The organism is Acidiphilium multivorum AIU301 (assembly GCF_000202835.1).
GTDB classification, from domain to species: Bacteria; Pseudomonadota; Alphaproteobacteria; order Acetobacterales; family Acetobacteraceae; genus Acidiphilium; species Acidiphilium multivorum.
On record NC_015186.1, the window covers coordinates 2,646,203 to 2,661,194 of the forward strand.

Below are 14,992 nucleotides of genomic sequence, written 5' to 3' on the forward strand. Positions count from 1 at the left end.
TCAGTTCTGACATGAACCCAGGACAACGAAACCGAGCTTCACCGGCGTAACGATCTCCGATCCAGCAGCATAGCGGATGCGCAGGACATGAACCACACGCCACTCTTTAGCCATAATCCAGCCGACGCGATGCCGCACTGCACCGTCATGGGAGATGTTCAACGCGGACTTTTTCCGCGGGTCAACCGGATGATGGTTCATGACGCATCTCGCGCGCCTCCGCCCGATCGCTCCCCGGGTCAGCCCCCGCCAGACCAGGGCGGGCTGGCGTCACCCGGGCACATGGCTTGCAGCTCTTGGCGCTGCGGGCGCCACCTTTGGCATCTGGGCCGCGCTGAACCGTCCCGTGACGAACCTGCCGCCCTATCGCGGCGAAATCGGCGGCTTCGCCTTCTCGCCCTTTCACGCCGGCGAAAGCCCGCAGAGCGGGATCTACCCCTCAATCGCCCAGATCCGGTCGGACCTCGCACTCGTCGCGAAGCACACGCATGACATCCGGACCTACACCGTCCAGGGCGATCTCGGCCAGATTCCGGCGCTCGCCGCCCCCTACCACCTGAACGTCACGCTCGGCGCCTGGATCGACCAGCATCCGAAGGCGAACGAGGCCGAGCTGAAGAAGGTGGTCAAGGTCGCCAACGCCAATGCCGACGTGAAGTCGGTCATGGTCGGCAACGAGGTGATCCTGCGTCGCAACCTCACGGTGCCCGAACTCGCCGCCGACATCGAATACGTGAAGAAGCGCGTGCATGTGCCGGTCTCCACCGCCGAGCCCTGGCATGTCTGGCTGCACCACCCCAAGCTTGCGAAGTCGGTCGACTTCATCACCGTGCATCTGCTGCCCTACTGGGAGGGCGTGCCCGAGAAGGACGCCGTGCAGTATGCGCTGATGCGGCTGCATGAGGTCGAGAAGCGCTTCCCCGGCAAGAAGGTGGTGATCGGCGAGATCGGCTGGCCGTCGGACGGCATCGATATCGGCGCCGCCCGCGCCTCGCGCGTGCTGCAGGCCCGCTTCCTGCGCGATTTCTTCAACATCGCGCAGAAGCAGCATCTCGACTATTTCGTGATGGAAGCGTTCGACCAGCCCTGGAAGACCAGCTTCGAGGGCCGCGCCGCCGGCTACTGGGGCATGTGGTCGCTCGACCGCCAGGCCAAATGGTCGCTCACCGGCCCGGTGCAGCAGAACCGCGCCTGGCTCGCCTGGGCGCTCGGCTCCAGCCTGCTCGGCTTCCTCGTCACCCTGCTGATGCTCGGCGTCAGGCCCGACATCCGCTGGCCCGGCAAGATCCTGTTCGCGGCCCTGGTGCAGGGTTTCGGCGCCGCCCTCGCCTCGCTGCTGATGACGATGGGCGAGACCTATCTCTCCTGGTCCGCCGCCGCGGTCTGGGCCGCGCTCGCCGCCGGCCAGGCGCTGCTGCTCTTCCTGCTCGTCGCCGACAGTTTCGACCTCGTGGAAACCCTGTTCGGCCGGGTGCGGATGCGCCATTTCGAGCCGGTGCCCGCGGCCCCCGGCACGAAACTGCCCAAGGTCTCGCTGCATCTCGCCATCTGCAACGAACCGCCCGAGATGGTGAAGCAGACGCTGAACGCCCTCGCCGCCCTCGATTACGAGAATTTCGAGGTGCTGGTGATCGACAACAACACCAAGGACCCGGCGGTATGGGAACCGGTGGCGGCGCATTGCGCGCGGCTCGGCAAGCAGTTCCGCTTCTTCACCCTCGGCAAGCATCCCGGCTACAAGGCCGGCGCGCTGAACTTCGCCCTGCGCGAGACCGCGCCGGATGCCGAGATCGTCGGCGTGCTCGACTCCGACTATATCGTCGACCCCGACTGGCTGCGCTGCATGGTCCCCGCCTTCGCCGACCCGAATGTGGGCTTCACCCAGTCGCCGCAGGACTACCGCGACAATGACGGCTCGCTCTTCAAGCGGATGATGTTCTGGGAATATGCCGGATTCTTCCATATCGGCATGGTCAACCGCAACGAGCGCAACGCGGTCATCCAGCACGGCACGATGACGCTGATCCGCAAGGCGGCCCTCGATGCCGAGGGCGGCTGGGCCGAATGGTGCATCACCGAGGACAGCGAGCTCGGCCTGCGGCTGTTCCGCGAGGGGTACGAGGCGGTCTATTCCAAGCGGAGCTTCGGCCGCGGCGTGATGCCGGACGATTTCAACGCCTTCCGCAAGCAGCGCTACCGCTGGGCCTATGGCGCGATGCGGATTTCCCGCCGGCACTGGAAGGCGTTCCTCTCGCCCTTCGACCGCACGCTGACGATCGGCCAGCGCTGGCACTTCGTCACCGGCTGGCTGCCCTGGATCGGCGATGCGCTGGGTCTCGCCTTCCTGCTGCTGGGCCTCGCCTGGTCGGCCGGTCTGATCCTCGATCCGGTGCGGTTCGAATTCCCGATCCTGCTGTTCATGCTGCCCTCGATCGGCCTGTTCGCCTTCAAGATCGTGCAGATTTTCGCGCTTTACGCGGCGCGGGTGCCGTGCGGCGTGGGCGACCGGCTGGGGGCGGCCGTCGCCGGGCTCGCGCTCTCGCACACGATCGGCAAGGCGGTGTGGAAAGGCCTGTTCACCAACTCGCTGCCCTTCATCCGCACGCCGAAGATGGAAAACGCGCCCGCCCTGGTGCAGGGGCTGGTAATGGTGCGCGAGGAGCTGATCCTGCTTGCCCTCACCTGGGCGGCGCTGCTCGGCGTCGGCTTCGGGCATCACTGGGCCACGCCGGAAAGCCGGCTCTGGTGCGCGGTGCTGTTCACCCAGTCGCTGCCCTATCTGGCCTCGGTCCTGGTCTCGATCATCGCGTCGATGCCGGCGAAGGCGCCGAAGCGGACGCGGATCAAGGCGCCGGCGCTGCTGCCGCAATCGCGGATGCCGATCAGCGCGCGCACCGCGGCCGGCGACTGACCGCGCTTCCTCCGGCTGAAACGAAAACGGGGCGGCAGGCGCAAACCTGCCGCCCCGATCCTTTTCCGGCCCGGATCAGCCGCCGAGCTTGTCGAGCTCGCGCAGCACCGCGTCGCCCATCGTCCGCGTGCCGATCCGCGCCGTGCCCTTCTGCTCGATATCCGCGGTGCGCATGCCGCTCGCGAGCACGTTGGAGACGGCGGCTTCGATCGCCGCCGCATCCTCCTGCATGTCGAAGGAGTAGCGCAGCAGCATCGCGAGGCTGAGGATCTGCGCCAGCGGATTGGCCAAGCCCTTGCCGGCGATGTCCGGCGCCGAGCCGTGGATCGGCTCGTAGAGCGCATGGCGCCGCCCCGCCGCATCCGGCGCCCCGAGCGTCGCCGAGGGCAGCATCCCGAGCGAGCCGGTCAGCATCGAGGCCAGGTCGGAGAGCAGGTCGCCGAACAGGTTGCCGGTCACGATCACGTCGAACTGGCGCGGATTCTTCGCCAGCTGCATCGCGCAATTGTCGGCGTACATGTGCGAGAGCTGCACGTCCGGATATTCCGCCGCGCCGAGGGCGGTGACGGTCTGCCGCCAGAGCAGGCCTGATTCCATCACGTTCGCCTTCTCGACGCTGGTCAGCCGCCCCTGCCGCTTGCGCGCCAGCTCGAAGGCGACGCGCGCCACCCGCTCGATCTCCGGCGTGGTGTAGACCTCGGTGTTGATCCCGCGCTTCGTGCCATCCGGCAGGGTCTCGATCCCGCGCGGCTCGCCGAAATAGATGCCGCCCGTCGATTCCCGGACGATCATGATGTCGAGCCCGCGCACGATCTCGGGCTTGAGCGGGCTCGCGTCGATCAGCGCGTCGAACACCGGCGCGGGGCGCAGGTTGGCGAACAGGCCGAGGCGCTTGCGCAGTTCGAGAATGGCGATTTCCGGCCGGTTGTCGAAAGGCTGCGAATCCCATTGCGGCCCGCCCACCGCGCCGAACAGCACGGCATCCGCCTCCAGCGCGCGCTCGATCACCGGTTCGGTGATCGGCTTGCCGGTCGCCTCGATCGAGGCGCCGCCGACGAGGTCCTCGGCGAGTTCGAACCGCGCCCGGCCGCTGCGCGCCAGCCAGTCGATCACCCGGCGGGCTTCCGCCATCACCTCGGGGCCGATGCCATCCCCCGGCAGGAGCAGCAGTTTCCGGTTCGCAATCATGGTCGTCTCTCCCTTGGGGTCGCGTTCGGCGGTGGTGGAGCGGGGCGGGCGGATCAGACGGTCTCGATCCGCGGCCGCCAGGCCGCGCCGTCCAGCTTCGCCTCATAGGCGTCGATCGAGGGCGCCTTCTCCAGCGTCAGGCCGATATCGTCGAGCCCCTCCAGCAGGCAGCGCTTGCGGAACGGATCGATCTCGAACCCGTAGGTCTCGCCATCCGGCCGCGAGACGGTCTGCGCCGCGAGATCGACGATGATCCGCGCATTCGCCCCTGATTCCGCATCCTCCATCAGCGCCTCGCATTGTTCGCGCGGCAGCACGATCGGCAGGATGCCGTTCTTGAAGCAGTTGTTGAAGAAGATGTCGGCGAAGCTCGGCGCGATCACGCAGCGGATGCCGAAATCCAGCAGCGCCCAGGGCGCGTGCTCGCGCGACGAGCCGCAGCCGAAATTCTCTCCGGCGACGAGGATATGCGCCTGCCGGTAGGGCTCGCGGTTCAGCACGAAATCCGGGTTCTCGCTGCCATCCTCGTTGTAGCGCAGCCCGGCGAAGGCGTGCTTGCCCAGCCCCGAGCGCTTGATCGTCTTGAGGAAGCGCGCCGGGATGATCTTGTCGGTATCGACATTCGCCATCCTGAGCGGGGCGGCGACCGCCTCCAGCCGTTCGAACCTGTCCATCATGCCATCTCCCGCGGATCGGCGAGCGCGCCGGTAATTGCCGAGGCCGCCGCCATCGCCGGCGACACCAGATGCGTGCGCCCGCCCGGCCCCTGCCGGCCCTCGAAATTCCGGTTCGAGGTGCTGGCGCATCGCTCGCCCGGCTTCAGCTTGTCGGGGTTCATGCCGAGGCACATCGAACACCCCGCCTCGCGCCATTCGAACCCGGCATCGAGAAACACCTGCGCGAGCCCCTCGGCTTCGGCCTGCGCCTTCACCAGCCCCGAGCCCGGCACCACCATGGCGCGGACATGGCCGGCGACCTTCTTCCCCCGCACGATCCCGGCGGCAACCCGCAAATCCTCGATCCGCGAATTGGTGCAGGAGCCGATGAACACCGCGTCGATCTTCGTGCCCTTCAGCGCCTGCCCCGGTGCGAGGTCCATATACTGCAACATCCGCTCCATCTGCGCCCGGCGGCCGGCATCCGGCTCGGCCGCGGGGTCGGGCACATGGCCGGTGATCGGCACCACCGTCTCCGGGCTGGTCCCCCAGGTCACCTGCGGCACCAGGGCGGACGCATCGATCGTCACCACCCGGTCGTACTGCGCGCCCTCGTCGGAGGCGAGCGTCCTCCAGTAGTCGATCGCCCGCTCCAGCGCCTCGCCCTTCGGCGCGTAGGGCCGGCCGCGCACATACTCGAACGTCGTCTCGTCCGGCGCGATCAGCCCGGCCCGCGCCCCCGCCTCGATCGACATGTTGCAGACGGTCATCCGCCCGGCCATGTCGAGCGCGCGGATCGCCGCGCCGGCATATTCGATCACATGCCCGGTGCCGCCGGCGGTGCCGATCTCGCCGATGATCGCCAGCACGATGTCCTTCGCCGAGCAGCCCGGCGGCAGCGTGCCATCCACCCGCACCAGCATGTTCTTCGCCGGCTTCTGCAACAGCGTCTGCGTCGCCAGCACGTGCTCGACCTCGGAGGTGCCGATGCCGAAGGCCAGCGCGCCCATCGCGCCATGGGTCGAGGTGTGGGAATCGCCGCAGACGATCGTCATCCCCGGCAGCGAGATCCCCTGCTCCGGCCCGATCACGTGAACGATGCCCTGCCGCGCGTCGGTCACCGGAATATAGGGCACGCCAAAGGCGGCGACATTCTGTTCGAGGGTCGCGACCTGCAGCGCGCTCTCCGGCTCGGCGATGCCGGCGGCGCGGTCCTCGGTCGGCACGTTATGGTCGGCGACCGCGATGGTCGCATCCACCCGCCGCACCTTGCGCCCGGCCATCCGCAGCCCCTCGAAGGCCTGCGGGCTGGTCACCTCATGGACGAGATGCCGGTCGATATAGAGAACCGCGGTGCCGTCCGGCATGCGATCGACGACATGCGCCGCCCAGATCTTGTCGAACAATGTCGAAGCCATGCGTGCGTCCTCCGGCTCAAGGTGCCGGACCGGGCGGGAATCACCCGCGCCCGACATGAGCATCACGCTCCGGACACCTTCAAGGTTTCGGTCAGAGCGGCATCGGGCGGCAGACGCGCAAGCGCCCGCGTGATGCCCCTCCGGCTGAAACCGTGCTGCGCGGGCGGCGCGCCGCCCGGCGGGGATGGCAGGGGGCGCGTGGCCCCCCGGCGCTCCCCCGGCGCGTCAGTCGGCGTTGGTCTCGCGCGCGGCCTCGGCGATGCGGGCGGACTTGCCGCGGCGGCCGCGCAGGTAATACAGCTTCGCCCGGCGCACCACGCCCCGGCGGGTGACGGCGATCTCGGTCACATTCGGCGAATAGAGCGGAAACACGCGCTCCACGCCCTCGCCATACGAAATCTTCCGTACGGTGAAGTTCGAGTTGATGCCGCGATTCGACCGCGCGATGCACACGCCCTCGAACGCCTGGATGCGGGTGCGCTCGCCCTCGGTCACCCGGACCGAAACGCGGAGATTGTCGCCCGGCTTGAAGTCCGGCACGGCGCGGGCTTCCGCGAGCTTGCCGATCTGCTCGGCGTCGATGGTCTGGATCACGTTCATGTCTGGCATCCTTTCGGGGGAGTTCATTTACGGAAGAGCCGGCTGGCTGGCAATGTGCCGGGCCCATAGATCTGGTCTGCGCCGCCTTGTCACGGCCTCGGCCTCGGCGCGGCGCCAGGCGGCGATGGCGGCATGATGGCCGGAGAGCAGCGCCTCCGGCACCGCCCGCCCCTGCCACACGGCCGGGCGGGTATAATGCGGATATTCGAGCAGCGTGCCGTCCGAGAAGCTTTCCTCCTCGGCGCTCTCCGCCGCCCCCATCACGCCCGGCAGCAGGCGGATGGTGGCATCGAGCAGCGCGAGCGCCGCGATCTCGCCGCCCGAGAGCACGAAATCGCCAAGGCTGATCTCCTCCGCCTCGTTGGCGTCGAGGGCGCGCTGGTCGAACCCCTCGAACCGGCCGCAGAGCAGCACGGCACCCGGCCCTTCGGCGAGCCGGCGGATGCGCGCCTGGGTCAGCGGCGCGCCGCGCGGCGTCAGCGCGATCAACGGTCGCCCGTCCCGCGCCTGGCCGATCGCGGCATCCAGCACGTCCGGCCGCAGCACCATGCCCGCGCCGCCGCCGAACGGCGTGTCGTCCACCGCGCGATGCCGGCCGAGGCCGAAATCGCGCAGGTTCACGCAGTCCAGCGCCCAGATGCCCGTCTCCAGCGCGCGTCCGGCCAGCGACTGGCCGAGCGGCCCCGGAAACATCTCGGGGAACAGGGTGATGATCGTGGCGCGGAAGCTCATTCCCGCATCTCCACCTCGACCGGCCGCACCACCACGGCGCGGCCGCCCGGCAGGTCGATCTCCGGCACCACCGCGCGGGTGAAGGGCAGCAGCGAGCCGTCGGAGAGTTCGATGCTCGCGCCGGCGCCGAAATCATGCACCGCGCGGATCGTGCCGAGTGCCGCCCCATCCGGCCCCACCGCGTGCAGCCCGATGAGGTCGGCGAAGTAGAATTCGTCCTCGTCCTCGGGCGGCGGCAGGTCGGCCCGGCGCACATAGAGCCGAAGATTGGTCAGCTTCGCCGCCGCATCGCGGTCGGCGATCGCGGCGGCCTCGTCGCCCTCGCCGATGGTGACGCGCGCGATCCCCGCCCCGGTCCAGGCCAGCCCGACCCGCCGGCCGCGCTCGTCGCGCAACGGCAGCTCGGCCAGCCCCTCCGGGTCCGGCGAATAGGTGGTGACATGCACGGCCCCGCGCACACCGTGGGGCCGGCCGATCACGCCCATCAGGATCAGGCGATCATCCATCGCTCAGCCGCGAAATCAGGCCTCGGCGGCCTTGGCGCGCTCGGCGGCGCGCTCCTGCGCCTTCTTCTTCGGCGCGGACTGCACGGGCTGCTCGCGGAACGCCGGCATCGGCGCGAGGCCGGCCTTGCCGATGAAACGGGCGACGCGGTCGGTCGCCTGCGCGCCCTGGCTCAGCCAGTGCGTCACGCGATCGGTCACGAGGCGGATGCGATCCTCGTGATCGGCCGGCAGCATCGGGTTGTAGGTGCCGATCCGCTCGATGAACTTGCCATCGCGCGGGCTGCGCGAGTCGGCGACGACGATGTGGTAGAACGGCCGCTTCTTCGCACCCGCGCGGGCCAGTCTGATCTTCAACGACATTCCATTGTCTCCTGGTCAGTAGTCTCGATGGCGGCCAGCCCGGCCGCCGTGGTTTCAGAACGGGCCGAAGCCCGTCGTTTTTCAGTCCGGGCCGAAACCCGCGGTCTCAAAACGAGCAAAAACCCGTGGTCTCGAAACGGGCGCAAGCCCGGGTCTCAGAACGGGCGGCGCCCGCCTCCCTGCGGCAGCAGCGCGGCCAACCCGCCGCGCGCGAGGCCCTTCTGGCCCAGCTTCTGCGCCCGCTTCATCATGTCCTTCATCTGCTCGAACTGCTTGAGCAGCCGGTTGACCTCCTGCACCGAGGTGCCCGAACCCGCCGCCACGCGCTTCTTCCGGCTCGCCTTCATGATGTCCGGATTGGCCCGCTCGGCCTTGGTCATCGAGGAGATGATCGCCGCCTGCCGCTTCAGGATCGAGGTGTCGAGATCCGCCTCGGCGAGCTGCTGCTTGATCTTCCCCACGCCGGGCAGCATGCCCATGATGCCCGACAGCGAGCCCATCTTGGTGATCTGCTTGAGCTGCTCGGCATAATCCTCGAGGTCGAACTTGCCGCGCGCCATCTTCTTGGCGAGCTGTTCGGCCTTCTGCTGGTCGACGTTTTCCGCCGCCTTCTCGACCAGGCTGACAATGTCGCCCATGCCGAGGATGCGCCCGGCGATGCGCTCGGGATGGAACGGCTCCAGCGCATCGAGCTTCTCGCCCATGCCCATCAGCTTGATCGGCGCGCCCGTCACCGCCCGCATCGACAGCGCGGCGCCGCCCCGCGCGTCGCCATCGAGCCGCGTCATGACGATGCCGGTGATGCTCACCGCCTCGTTGAACGCCGTCGCCGTGGCGAGCGCGTCCTGGCCGGTCATCGCGTCGACCACCAGCAGCGTCTCCGCCGGCGCGGTCACGTCGCGGATCGCCTTGACCTCGTCCATCAGCGCCTGGTCGATCGCGAGCCGTCCGGCGGTGTCGAGGATGACGACGTCGAACACCTCGCGCCGCCCGGTCTCCATCGCCCGCCGCGCGATCTGCACCGGCGTCTCCCCCGGCACGATCGGCAGGCTCGCCACCCCGGCGCGCTCGGCCAGCTGCGCGAGCTGGAGCTGTGCGGCCGGACGCTGGGTATCGAGGCTCGCCAGCAGCACCTTCTTGCGCTGCTTCTCCTTGAGCAGGAGCGCGATCTTGCCCGAGGTCGTGGTCTTGCCCGAGCCCTGCAACCCGACCATCAGGAACGGAATGGGTGATGCCGCGTTGAGGTTGAGCGGCACCGCCCCCTCGCCGCCGAGGGCGTCGACCAGCGCGTCGTTGACGATCTTGACGACCTGCTGCCCCGGCGAGACCGCCCGCAGCACCTCCGCGCCCACCGCCTGCAACCGCACCTTGGCGATGAAATCCCGCACCACCGGCAAAGCGACGTCGGCTTCGAGCAGCGCGAGGCGGATATCCCGCATCGCCTCGATCACATCGCTTTCGGACAGCGCGCCGCGCCGGCGCAACCGGTCGAAAACATCCCCGAGCTTGCCCGACAGGGCGTCAAACATCGCAACCCGCTCCATCAACGAAAAACGCGCCGCGGTGCGAAACTCGCAGCGCGACGGCTCTATTCCGCTCCGCCTATGGCCGAATTTGCCGCCGCTGGCAAGCGCGTCCCCAAACGAAAGCGGCGGAGCCAGTGGCCCCGCCGCCGGATCGTCCCGCGTTCGCCCGGCTTACTTGCCGAGCGACTGCACGATCTCCTCGGTCATCTTCTTCGCGTCGCCGAACAGCATCATCGTGTTGTCGCGGAAGAACAGCTCGTTCTCCACGCCGGCATAGCCCGAGGCCATCGAGCGCTTGACGAACAGCACCGTCTTCGCCTTGTCGACCTCGAGGATCGGCATGCCGTAGATCGGGCTCGACGAATTGGTCTTCGCCGCCGGGTTGGTCACGTCGTTCGCGCCGATCACGTAGACCACGTCGGCGGTCGAGAACTCGTTGTTGATCTCCTCGAGTTCGAACACCTCGTCATACGGCACCTGCGCCTCGGCGAGCAGCACGTTCATGTGCCCCGGCATGCGGCCGGCGACCGGATGGATCGCGTATTTCACCTCGACGCCCGCCTCCTTCAGCAGGTCGGACATCTCGCGCACCGCGTGCTGCGCCTGGGCCACCGCCATGCCGTAGCCCGGCACGATGATCACCTTCGAGGCGTTGCTCATGATGAAGCTCGCATCCTCGGCCGAGCCGATCTTCACCGCCTTGTCGCCGGCGGCCCCCGCGGGGCCGGCCGCGGCGGCGGCATCGGTGCCGAAGCCGCCGAGCAGCACGTTGAGGATCGAGCGGTTCATCCCCTTGCACATGATGTAGGAGAGAATCGCACCCGACGAGCCGACCAGCGCGCCGGTCACGATCAGCGCGATGTTGCTGATGGTGAAGCCGATGCCCGCCGCCGCCCAGCCGGAATAGGAGTTCAGCATCGAGATCACCACCGGCATGTCCGCACCGCCGATCGGGATGATCAGCAGCACGCCAAGCGCGAGCGCGAGGGCCGCGATGATCCAGAACAGCACCTGCGAGCCGCCCGAGGCGACGAAGGCGATGATCAGCACCACGAGCAGGATGCCGAGGCCGAGATTGAGCTTGTGCTGGCCGGGGAAGTTGATCGGCGCGCCGCTCATCAGCGCCTGCAGCTTGGCGAAGGCGATGACCGCGCCGGTGAAGGTGATGGCGCCGATCGACAGGCCGAGCGACATCTCGATGAGGCTTTCGAGATGCAGGTGCCCCGGCGTGCCGATGCCGAAGCTCTGCGGCGCGTTCAGCGCCGAGGCGGCGACGAACACCGCGGCAAGCCCCACCAGCGAGTGGAACGCGGCGACGAGCTGCGGCAGCGCGGTCATGTTGACCCGCCGCGCCACCACCGCGCCGATCGCGCCGCCGATGACGACGCCGAGCACGATGAGCCCCACGCCCGAGAGCAGCATCGCCGGATGCGCCAGCGTCGCCAGCGCGGCGATCGCCATGCCGGCCATGCCGAGCAGGTTGCCGCGCCGCGCGGTCTCGGGATGCGAAAGCCCGCGCAGGGCCAGGATGAACAGGACGGCCGCCACCAGATAGGCGAGCGTGATCCCCGGATCGGATGCGTAATTCATTGTCGCGCCGCCCTTACTTCGCTTTTTTCTTGAACATGGCCAGCATGCGCTGGGTCACGAGGAAGCCGCCCACGATGTTCACGCTGGCCAGCAGCACCGCGATGAAGCCGAAGGCATGCGCGGCATAGCCGCCCTTCAGCCCTGTCGCGAGCATCGCGCCGACGATGATCACCGACGAGATGGCGTTGGTCACCGCCAGCAGCGGCGAGTGCAGCGCCGGGGTGACGCTCCAGATCACGTAATAGCCGACGAACACCGCCATCACGAAAATGGCGAACAGGTCGATCAGCGGGGCGCCGTGCGGCGCGTGCGCCGCCGCCTGGGCGGCGAAGCCGGCGGCGTTCTGCGCCAGCACGGTGGCCTTGTGCGCGAGCGCGTCGGCCTGGTCCGCGAGTTGTGCAGGGGTCATGATGTGGCTCCTAGGCAGCTGCTTGCGGCTGGAAGTTCGGATGAACGACGGCGCCATCCCGCGTGAGCAGGACGCCCTTCACGATATCGTCGTCGGCGGGCAGTTTCGGCCGCCCGGCCTCCTTGTCCCAGAACCCGGTGAGGAAGGTCGAGAGGTTGCGCGCATAGAGCGTGCTGGCGGCGACGCCGATGCGCGACGGCCAGTTCCTGTGCCCGAGCACGATCACGCCGTTCTCCGTCACGATCCGCTCGCCCGGCACCGTCGCCTCGCAGTTGCCGCCGGCATCCGCCGCGATATCGACGATCACGCTACCCATCCGCATCTTCGCCACCGCGTCGGCGGTGACGATGGTCGGCGCCTTGCGCCCCATCACCAGCGCGGTGCAGATGACGATGTCGTTCTTCGCCACCGTCTCGGCGATCAGCGCCGCCTGCTTGGCGCGGAACTCCGCACTCATCTCCTTCGCGTAGGCGCCGGTCTGCGCCTTGCTCTCCTCGTCCTCGACGCCGACGAAGGTCGCGCCGAGCGACTTGATCTCCTCCTTCGCCGCCGGCCGCACGTCGGTCGCCGAGACGATGGCGCCGAGCCGGCGGGCGGTGGCGATCGCCTGCAGCCCGGCAACCCCGGCGCCGACCACGAACACGCGCGCCGGCGGCACGGTGCCGGCCGCCGTCATCATCATCGCGAAGCCGCGCGGAAACGCCTCCGCCGCCTCGATCACGGCGCGATAGCCGGCGAGATTCGCCTGGCTCGACAGCACGTCCATCGACTGCGCGCGGGTGATGCGCGGCAGCAGCTCCATCGAGCAGGCGTCGATCCCGGCCTTGGCATAGGCCTGCACCCGCTCCTGGTTCCCCATCGCGCCGAGCGTGCCGACCAGCAGCGCGCCGCGCTCGATCTGCGCCAGAATCTCGTCCCCGGGCGGCTGCACCGTGAACACGATGCCGGCCCCCTTCAGTGCCGAGGCCGCATCCGGCGCGATCTCCGCGCCGGCCTCGCGCAGCGCCGCGTCGGAGACCGAGGCCCGCTCGCCGGCCCCCGCCTCGATCACCACGTCGAGCCCGAGGGCCTTCAGCTTCTTGATCGAATCCGGCACCGCGGCGACGCGGGTCTCGCCCGGCAGACGCTCTTTCAACACCGCAAGACGCATCATATCCATCCCTTCGTTCAACACCGCGCAACGATCGTGCGCCCCGGCGTCCGAAATATTGTGTCGCACCGCACCATTCAAAGCAGCAATTATGCCACAGATGTGATAACGGTCCCGCAATCTCGCACCATGCGCGGGCCGCGCTGTCAAGACGGCACCCATGCGCGCCCGATCGTCTCGACAGGGGGACCCGCATACCCCACAATAGTGCGACTGGTTCTGAGGAGTAGGCATGACAAGCGACATGAGCAACAGGCTCGCCCCCCGCGCCGATGACGAGGACGCCCCCGAGAAGGAGGCGCCCGAGGCCGCCAAGGCCGGCAAGGTCGGGCCCGAACTCGAAAACCGTCTGTTCAAGCAGCGCAAGGTGCTGATCTTCGGCGAGATCCACGACCGCATCGCCCGCGCCGTCACCGGCCAGCTCCTCGCCCTCGCCGGCGCGAGCGACGAGCCGATCGACGTGTTCGTCAACTCGCCGGGCGGCCATGTCGAGAGCGGCGACACGATCCATGACGTGATCCGCTTCGTCGACGCCACCGCGCCGGTGCGGATGATCGGCACCGGCTGGGTCGCCAGCGCCGGCGCGCTGATCTACCTCGCCGGCCACAAGGACCGCCGCTTCTGCCTGCCCAACACGCGCTTCCTGCTGCACCAGCCGATGGGCGGCGTGCGCGGCCCGGCGACCGATATCGACATCGAGGCCCGCGAGATCATCAAGATGCGCGAGCGGATCAACCGCATCATCGCCCGCGAGACCGGGCAGGACTACGCCCGCGTCGAGAAGGATACCGACCGCAACTACTGGATGGGCGCGGAGGAGGCGATCGCCTACGGCATGGTCAGCCGCGTCGTGCAGACCATGAAGGATCTGGACGCCGCCTGATCCCCCCGGCGGCCGCGGCGTCAGCCGTGGCCGTCCTCCGGCGGGGACTCGCGCAGCAGGGCGAGCAGCGCCGCCGCGGCCCTGGTGCGCGTGCGGTCCTGGTGCTGGACCGCGAAATAGGTCCGCCGCGGCAGCTTCACCGGCACCTCCACCACCTTGCCCGCGGCCAGCGCATCGGCGCAGACCAGCTCGGAGAGGATCGTCGCCCCGGCGCCGCCGCTCACCGCCGTCAGCACCGAATTGTTCGCCGGCAGCTCGATCGCCACATCGACCGCCGCATGGTCGATCCCGAGCCCGGCCAGCGCCTCGAAGAGCACCGCCCGCGTCCCCGACCCGTCCTCGCGCAGCACCCAGCTGCCGGAGGCGAGCTCCGCCGGCCGCAGCGCGCGCCGCTTCGCCCAGGGATGACCGGGGGCGACCACCATGACCAGCCGGTCCTGCGCGATCGGCTCGGCGGCGAGCCGCGGCTGGATCAGCGTATCGCCCGGCCCCTCGACGAAGCCGAGCTCGACATCCCCTTCCAGGATCGCGCGCGCCACCTCGGCCGAATTGCCGATCGAGACCGCGAGCCCGATGCCCGGATAGGCCTGCCGGAAGGCGACGAGGCGCAGCGGCAGGAAGTGGTTGGCGATGGTCTGGCTGGCCTTGATCGCCAGCCGCCCGCGCGCGAGGCCGGCGATCTCGCGCATCGTCAGCGCCGCCTGCTCCGTCCGGTTCAGGATCGCCCGCGCCTCGGTGAAGAACACGCGGCCCGCCTCGGTCAGCGCGATGCCGCGGCCGACCCGGTGGAACAGCCTGGTGCCGAATTCACGCTCCAGTGCCGCCACCGCCCCCGAGGCGGCGGACTGGGTGAGCCCCAGCGCCTCGGCGGCCCGTGTCACATGCTCGCGTTCGGCGACCGCGATGAAGATCCGCAACTGATCGAGGGTCATCCTGAACCGGCCTCGTCAGGGCAGCCTCGTCCGAACGACGTTCGCCCAGAAGCCCGTGCCCGCTAAATTTTCATACGCACGCAAAACTATGGCATAGAGCGATCCATGCATGTAAACGCATAGGACCGGCT

At 68.8% G+C, this 14,992-nt stretch carries 15 protein-coding genes; 2 read left to right on the top strand and 13 right to left on the bottom strand.

What is annotated here, in order from left to right; all coding sequences use genetic code 11:
• Window positions 1-201: a hypothetical protein gene (locus tag ACMV_RS20860; RefSeq protein ID WP_138919191.1), complete on the bottom strand. Its 201-nt coding sequence runs from the start codon at window positions 199-201 to the stop codon at window positions 1-3.
• Between ACMV_RS20860 and ACMV_RS11925 the strand changes: the two genes are divergently transcribed.
• Complete coding sequence (locus ACMV_RS11925) at window positions 200-2,911, top strand: glycosyltransferase (RefSeq protein ID WP_013640566.1); 2,712 nt, start codon at window positions 200-202, stop codon at window positions 2,909-2,911. The genes ACMV_RS20860 and ACMV_RS11925 overlap by 2 nt on opposite strands.
• Before the next feature lie 75 nt (window positions 2,912-2,986).
• Here ACMV_RS11925 and leuB read toward each other — a convergent pair whose 3' ends face one another.
• The 11 genes from leuB to ACMV_RS11980 all read right to left on the bottom strand — a co-directional run bounded on the left by leuB (window position 2,987) and on the right by ACMV_RS11980 (window position 13,049).
• Entirely contained in the window at window positions 2,987-4,099 is a 1,113-nt protein-coding gene (leuB, locus tag ACMV_RS11930; protein WP_013640567.1) for a 3-isopropylmalate dehydrogenase, read from the bottom strand.
• 53 nt (window positions 4,100-4,152) lie between these two features.
• Window positions 4,153-4,773: a 3-isopropylmalate dehydratase small subunit gene (leuD, locus tag ACMV_RS11935; RefSeq protein ID WP_035186728.1), complete on the bottom strand. Its 621-nt coding sequence runs from the start codon at window positions 4,771-4,773 to the stop codon at window positions 4,153-4,155.
• Window positions 4,773-6,173: a 3-isopropylmalate dehydratase large subunit gene (leuC, locus tag ACMV_RS11940; RefSeq protein WP_013640568.1), complete on the bottom strand. Its 1,401-nt coding sequence runs from the start codon at window positions 6,171-6,173 to the stop codon at window positions 4,773-4,775. Before leuC ends, leuD begins: the two co-directional genes overlap by 1 nt.
• A 225-nt stretch (window positions 6,174-6,398) precedes the next feature.
• Window positions 6,399-6,773, bottom strand: coding sequence for a 50S ribosomal protein L19 (gene rplS, locus ACMV_RS11945; protein ID WP_012039844.1), 375 nt, complete (start codon window positions 6,771-6,773; stop codon window positions 6,399-6,401).
• Window positions 6,774-6,800: 27 nt separating this feature from the next.
• Window positions 6,801-7,505 (bottom strand): tRNA (guanosine(37)-N1)-methyltransferase TrmD, encoded by a 705-nt coding sequence (gene trmD / locus ACMV_RS11950; RefSeq protein ID WP_007421702.1) that lies wholly within the window; start codon window positions 7,503-7,505, stop codon window positions 6,801-6,803.
• Entirely contained in the window at window positions 7,502-8,011 is a 510-nt protein-coding gene (rimM, locus tag ACMV_RS11955; protein WP_012039845.1) for a ribosome maturation factor RimM, read from the bottom strand. Before rimM ends, trmD begins: the two co-directional genes overlap by 4 nt.
• A 15-nt stretch (window positions 8,012-8,026) precedes the next feature.
• Window positions 8,027-8,371, bottom strand: coding sequence for a 30S ribosomal protein S16 (gene rpsP, locus ACMV_RS11960; protein ID WP_007421700.1), 345 nt, complete (start codon window positions 8,369-8,371; stop codon window positions 8,027-8,029).
• A 155-nt stretch (window positions 8,372-8,526) separates the two neighbouring features.
• Window positions 8,527-9,900 carry a signal recognition particle protein gene (gene ffh / locus ACMV_RS11965; protein WP_012039846.1) on the bottom strand — a complete coding sequence of 458 codons (1,374 nt, stop codon included), beginning with the start codon at window positions 9,898-9,900 and terminating at the stop codon, window positions 8,527-8,529.
• A gap of 168 nt (window positions 9,901-10,068) precedes the next feature.
• A complete protein-coding gene (locus ACMV_RS11970; RefSeq protein ID WP_007421698.1) occupies window positions 10,069-11,487 on the bottom strand; it encodes an NAD(P)(+) transhydrogenase (Re/Si-specific) subunit beta in 1,419 nt (472 codons plus the stop codon).
• Window positions 11,488-11,500: 13 nt separating this feature from the next.
• On the bottom strand, window positions 11,501-11,896 hold the full coding sequence (locus ACMV_RS11975) for an NAD(P) transhydrogenase subunit alpha (RefSeq protein WP_007421697.1): 396 nt from the start codon (window positions 11,894-11,896) through the stop codon (window positions 11,501-11,503).
• 10 nt (window positions 11,897-11,906) lie between these two features.
• Window positions 11,907-13,049 carry a Re/Si-specific NAD(P)(+) transhydrogenase subunit alpha gene (locus ACMV_RS11980; protein WP_007421696.1) on the bottom strand — a complete coding sequence of 381 codons (1,143 nt, stop codon included), beginning with the start codon at window positions 13,047-13,049 and terminating at the stop codon, window positions 11,907-11,909.
• Window positions 13,050-13,278: 229 nt separating this feature from the next.
• On the opposite strand from ACMV_RS11980, the gene ACMV_RS11985 reads away from it, so the two are divergent.
• Window positions 13,279-13,929, top strand: coding sequence for an ATP-dependent Clp protease proteolytic subunit (locus ACMV_RS11985; protein ID WP_012039847.1), 651 nt, complete (start codon window positions 13,279-13,281; stop codon window positions 13,927-13,929).
• A gap of 20 nt (window positions 13,930-13,949) precedes the next feature.
• Here the strand turns inward: ACMV_RS11985 and ACMV_RS11990 are convergent, their stop codons facing one another.
• Window positions 13,950-14,861: a LysR family transcriptional regulator gene (locus ACMV_RS11990; protein ID WP_007421694.1), complete on the bottom strand. Its 912-nt coding sequence runs from the start codon at window positions 14,859-14,861 to the stop codon at window positions 13,950-13,952.
• Window positions 14,862-14,992 lie beyond the last annotated feature (131 nt).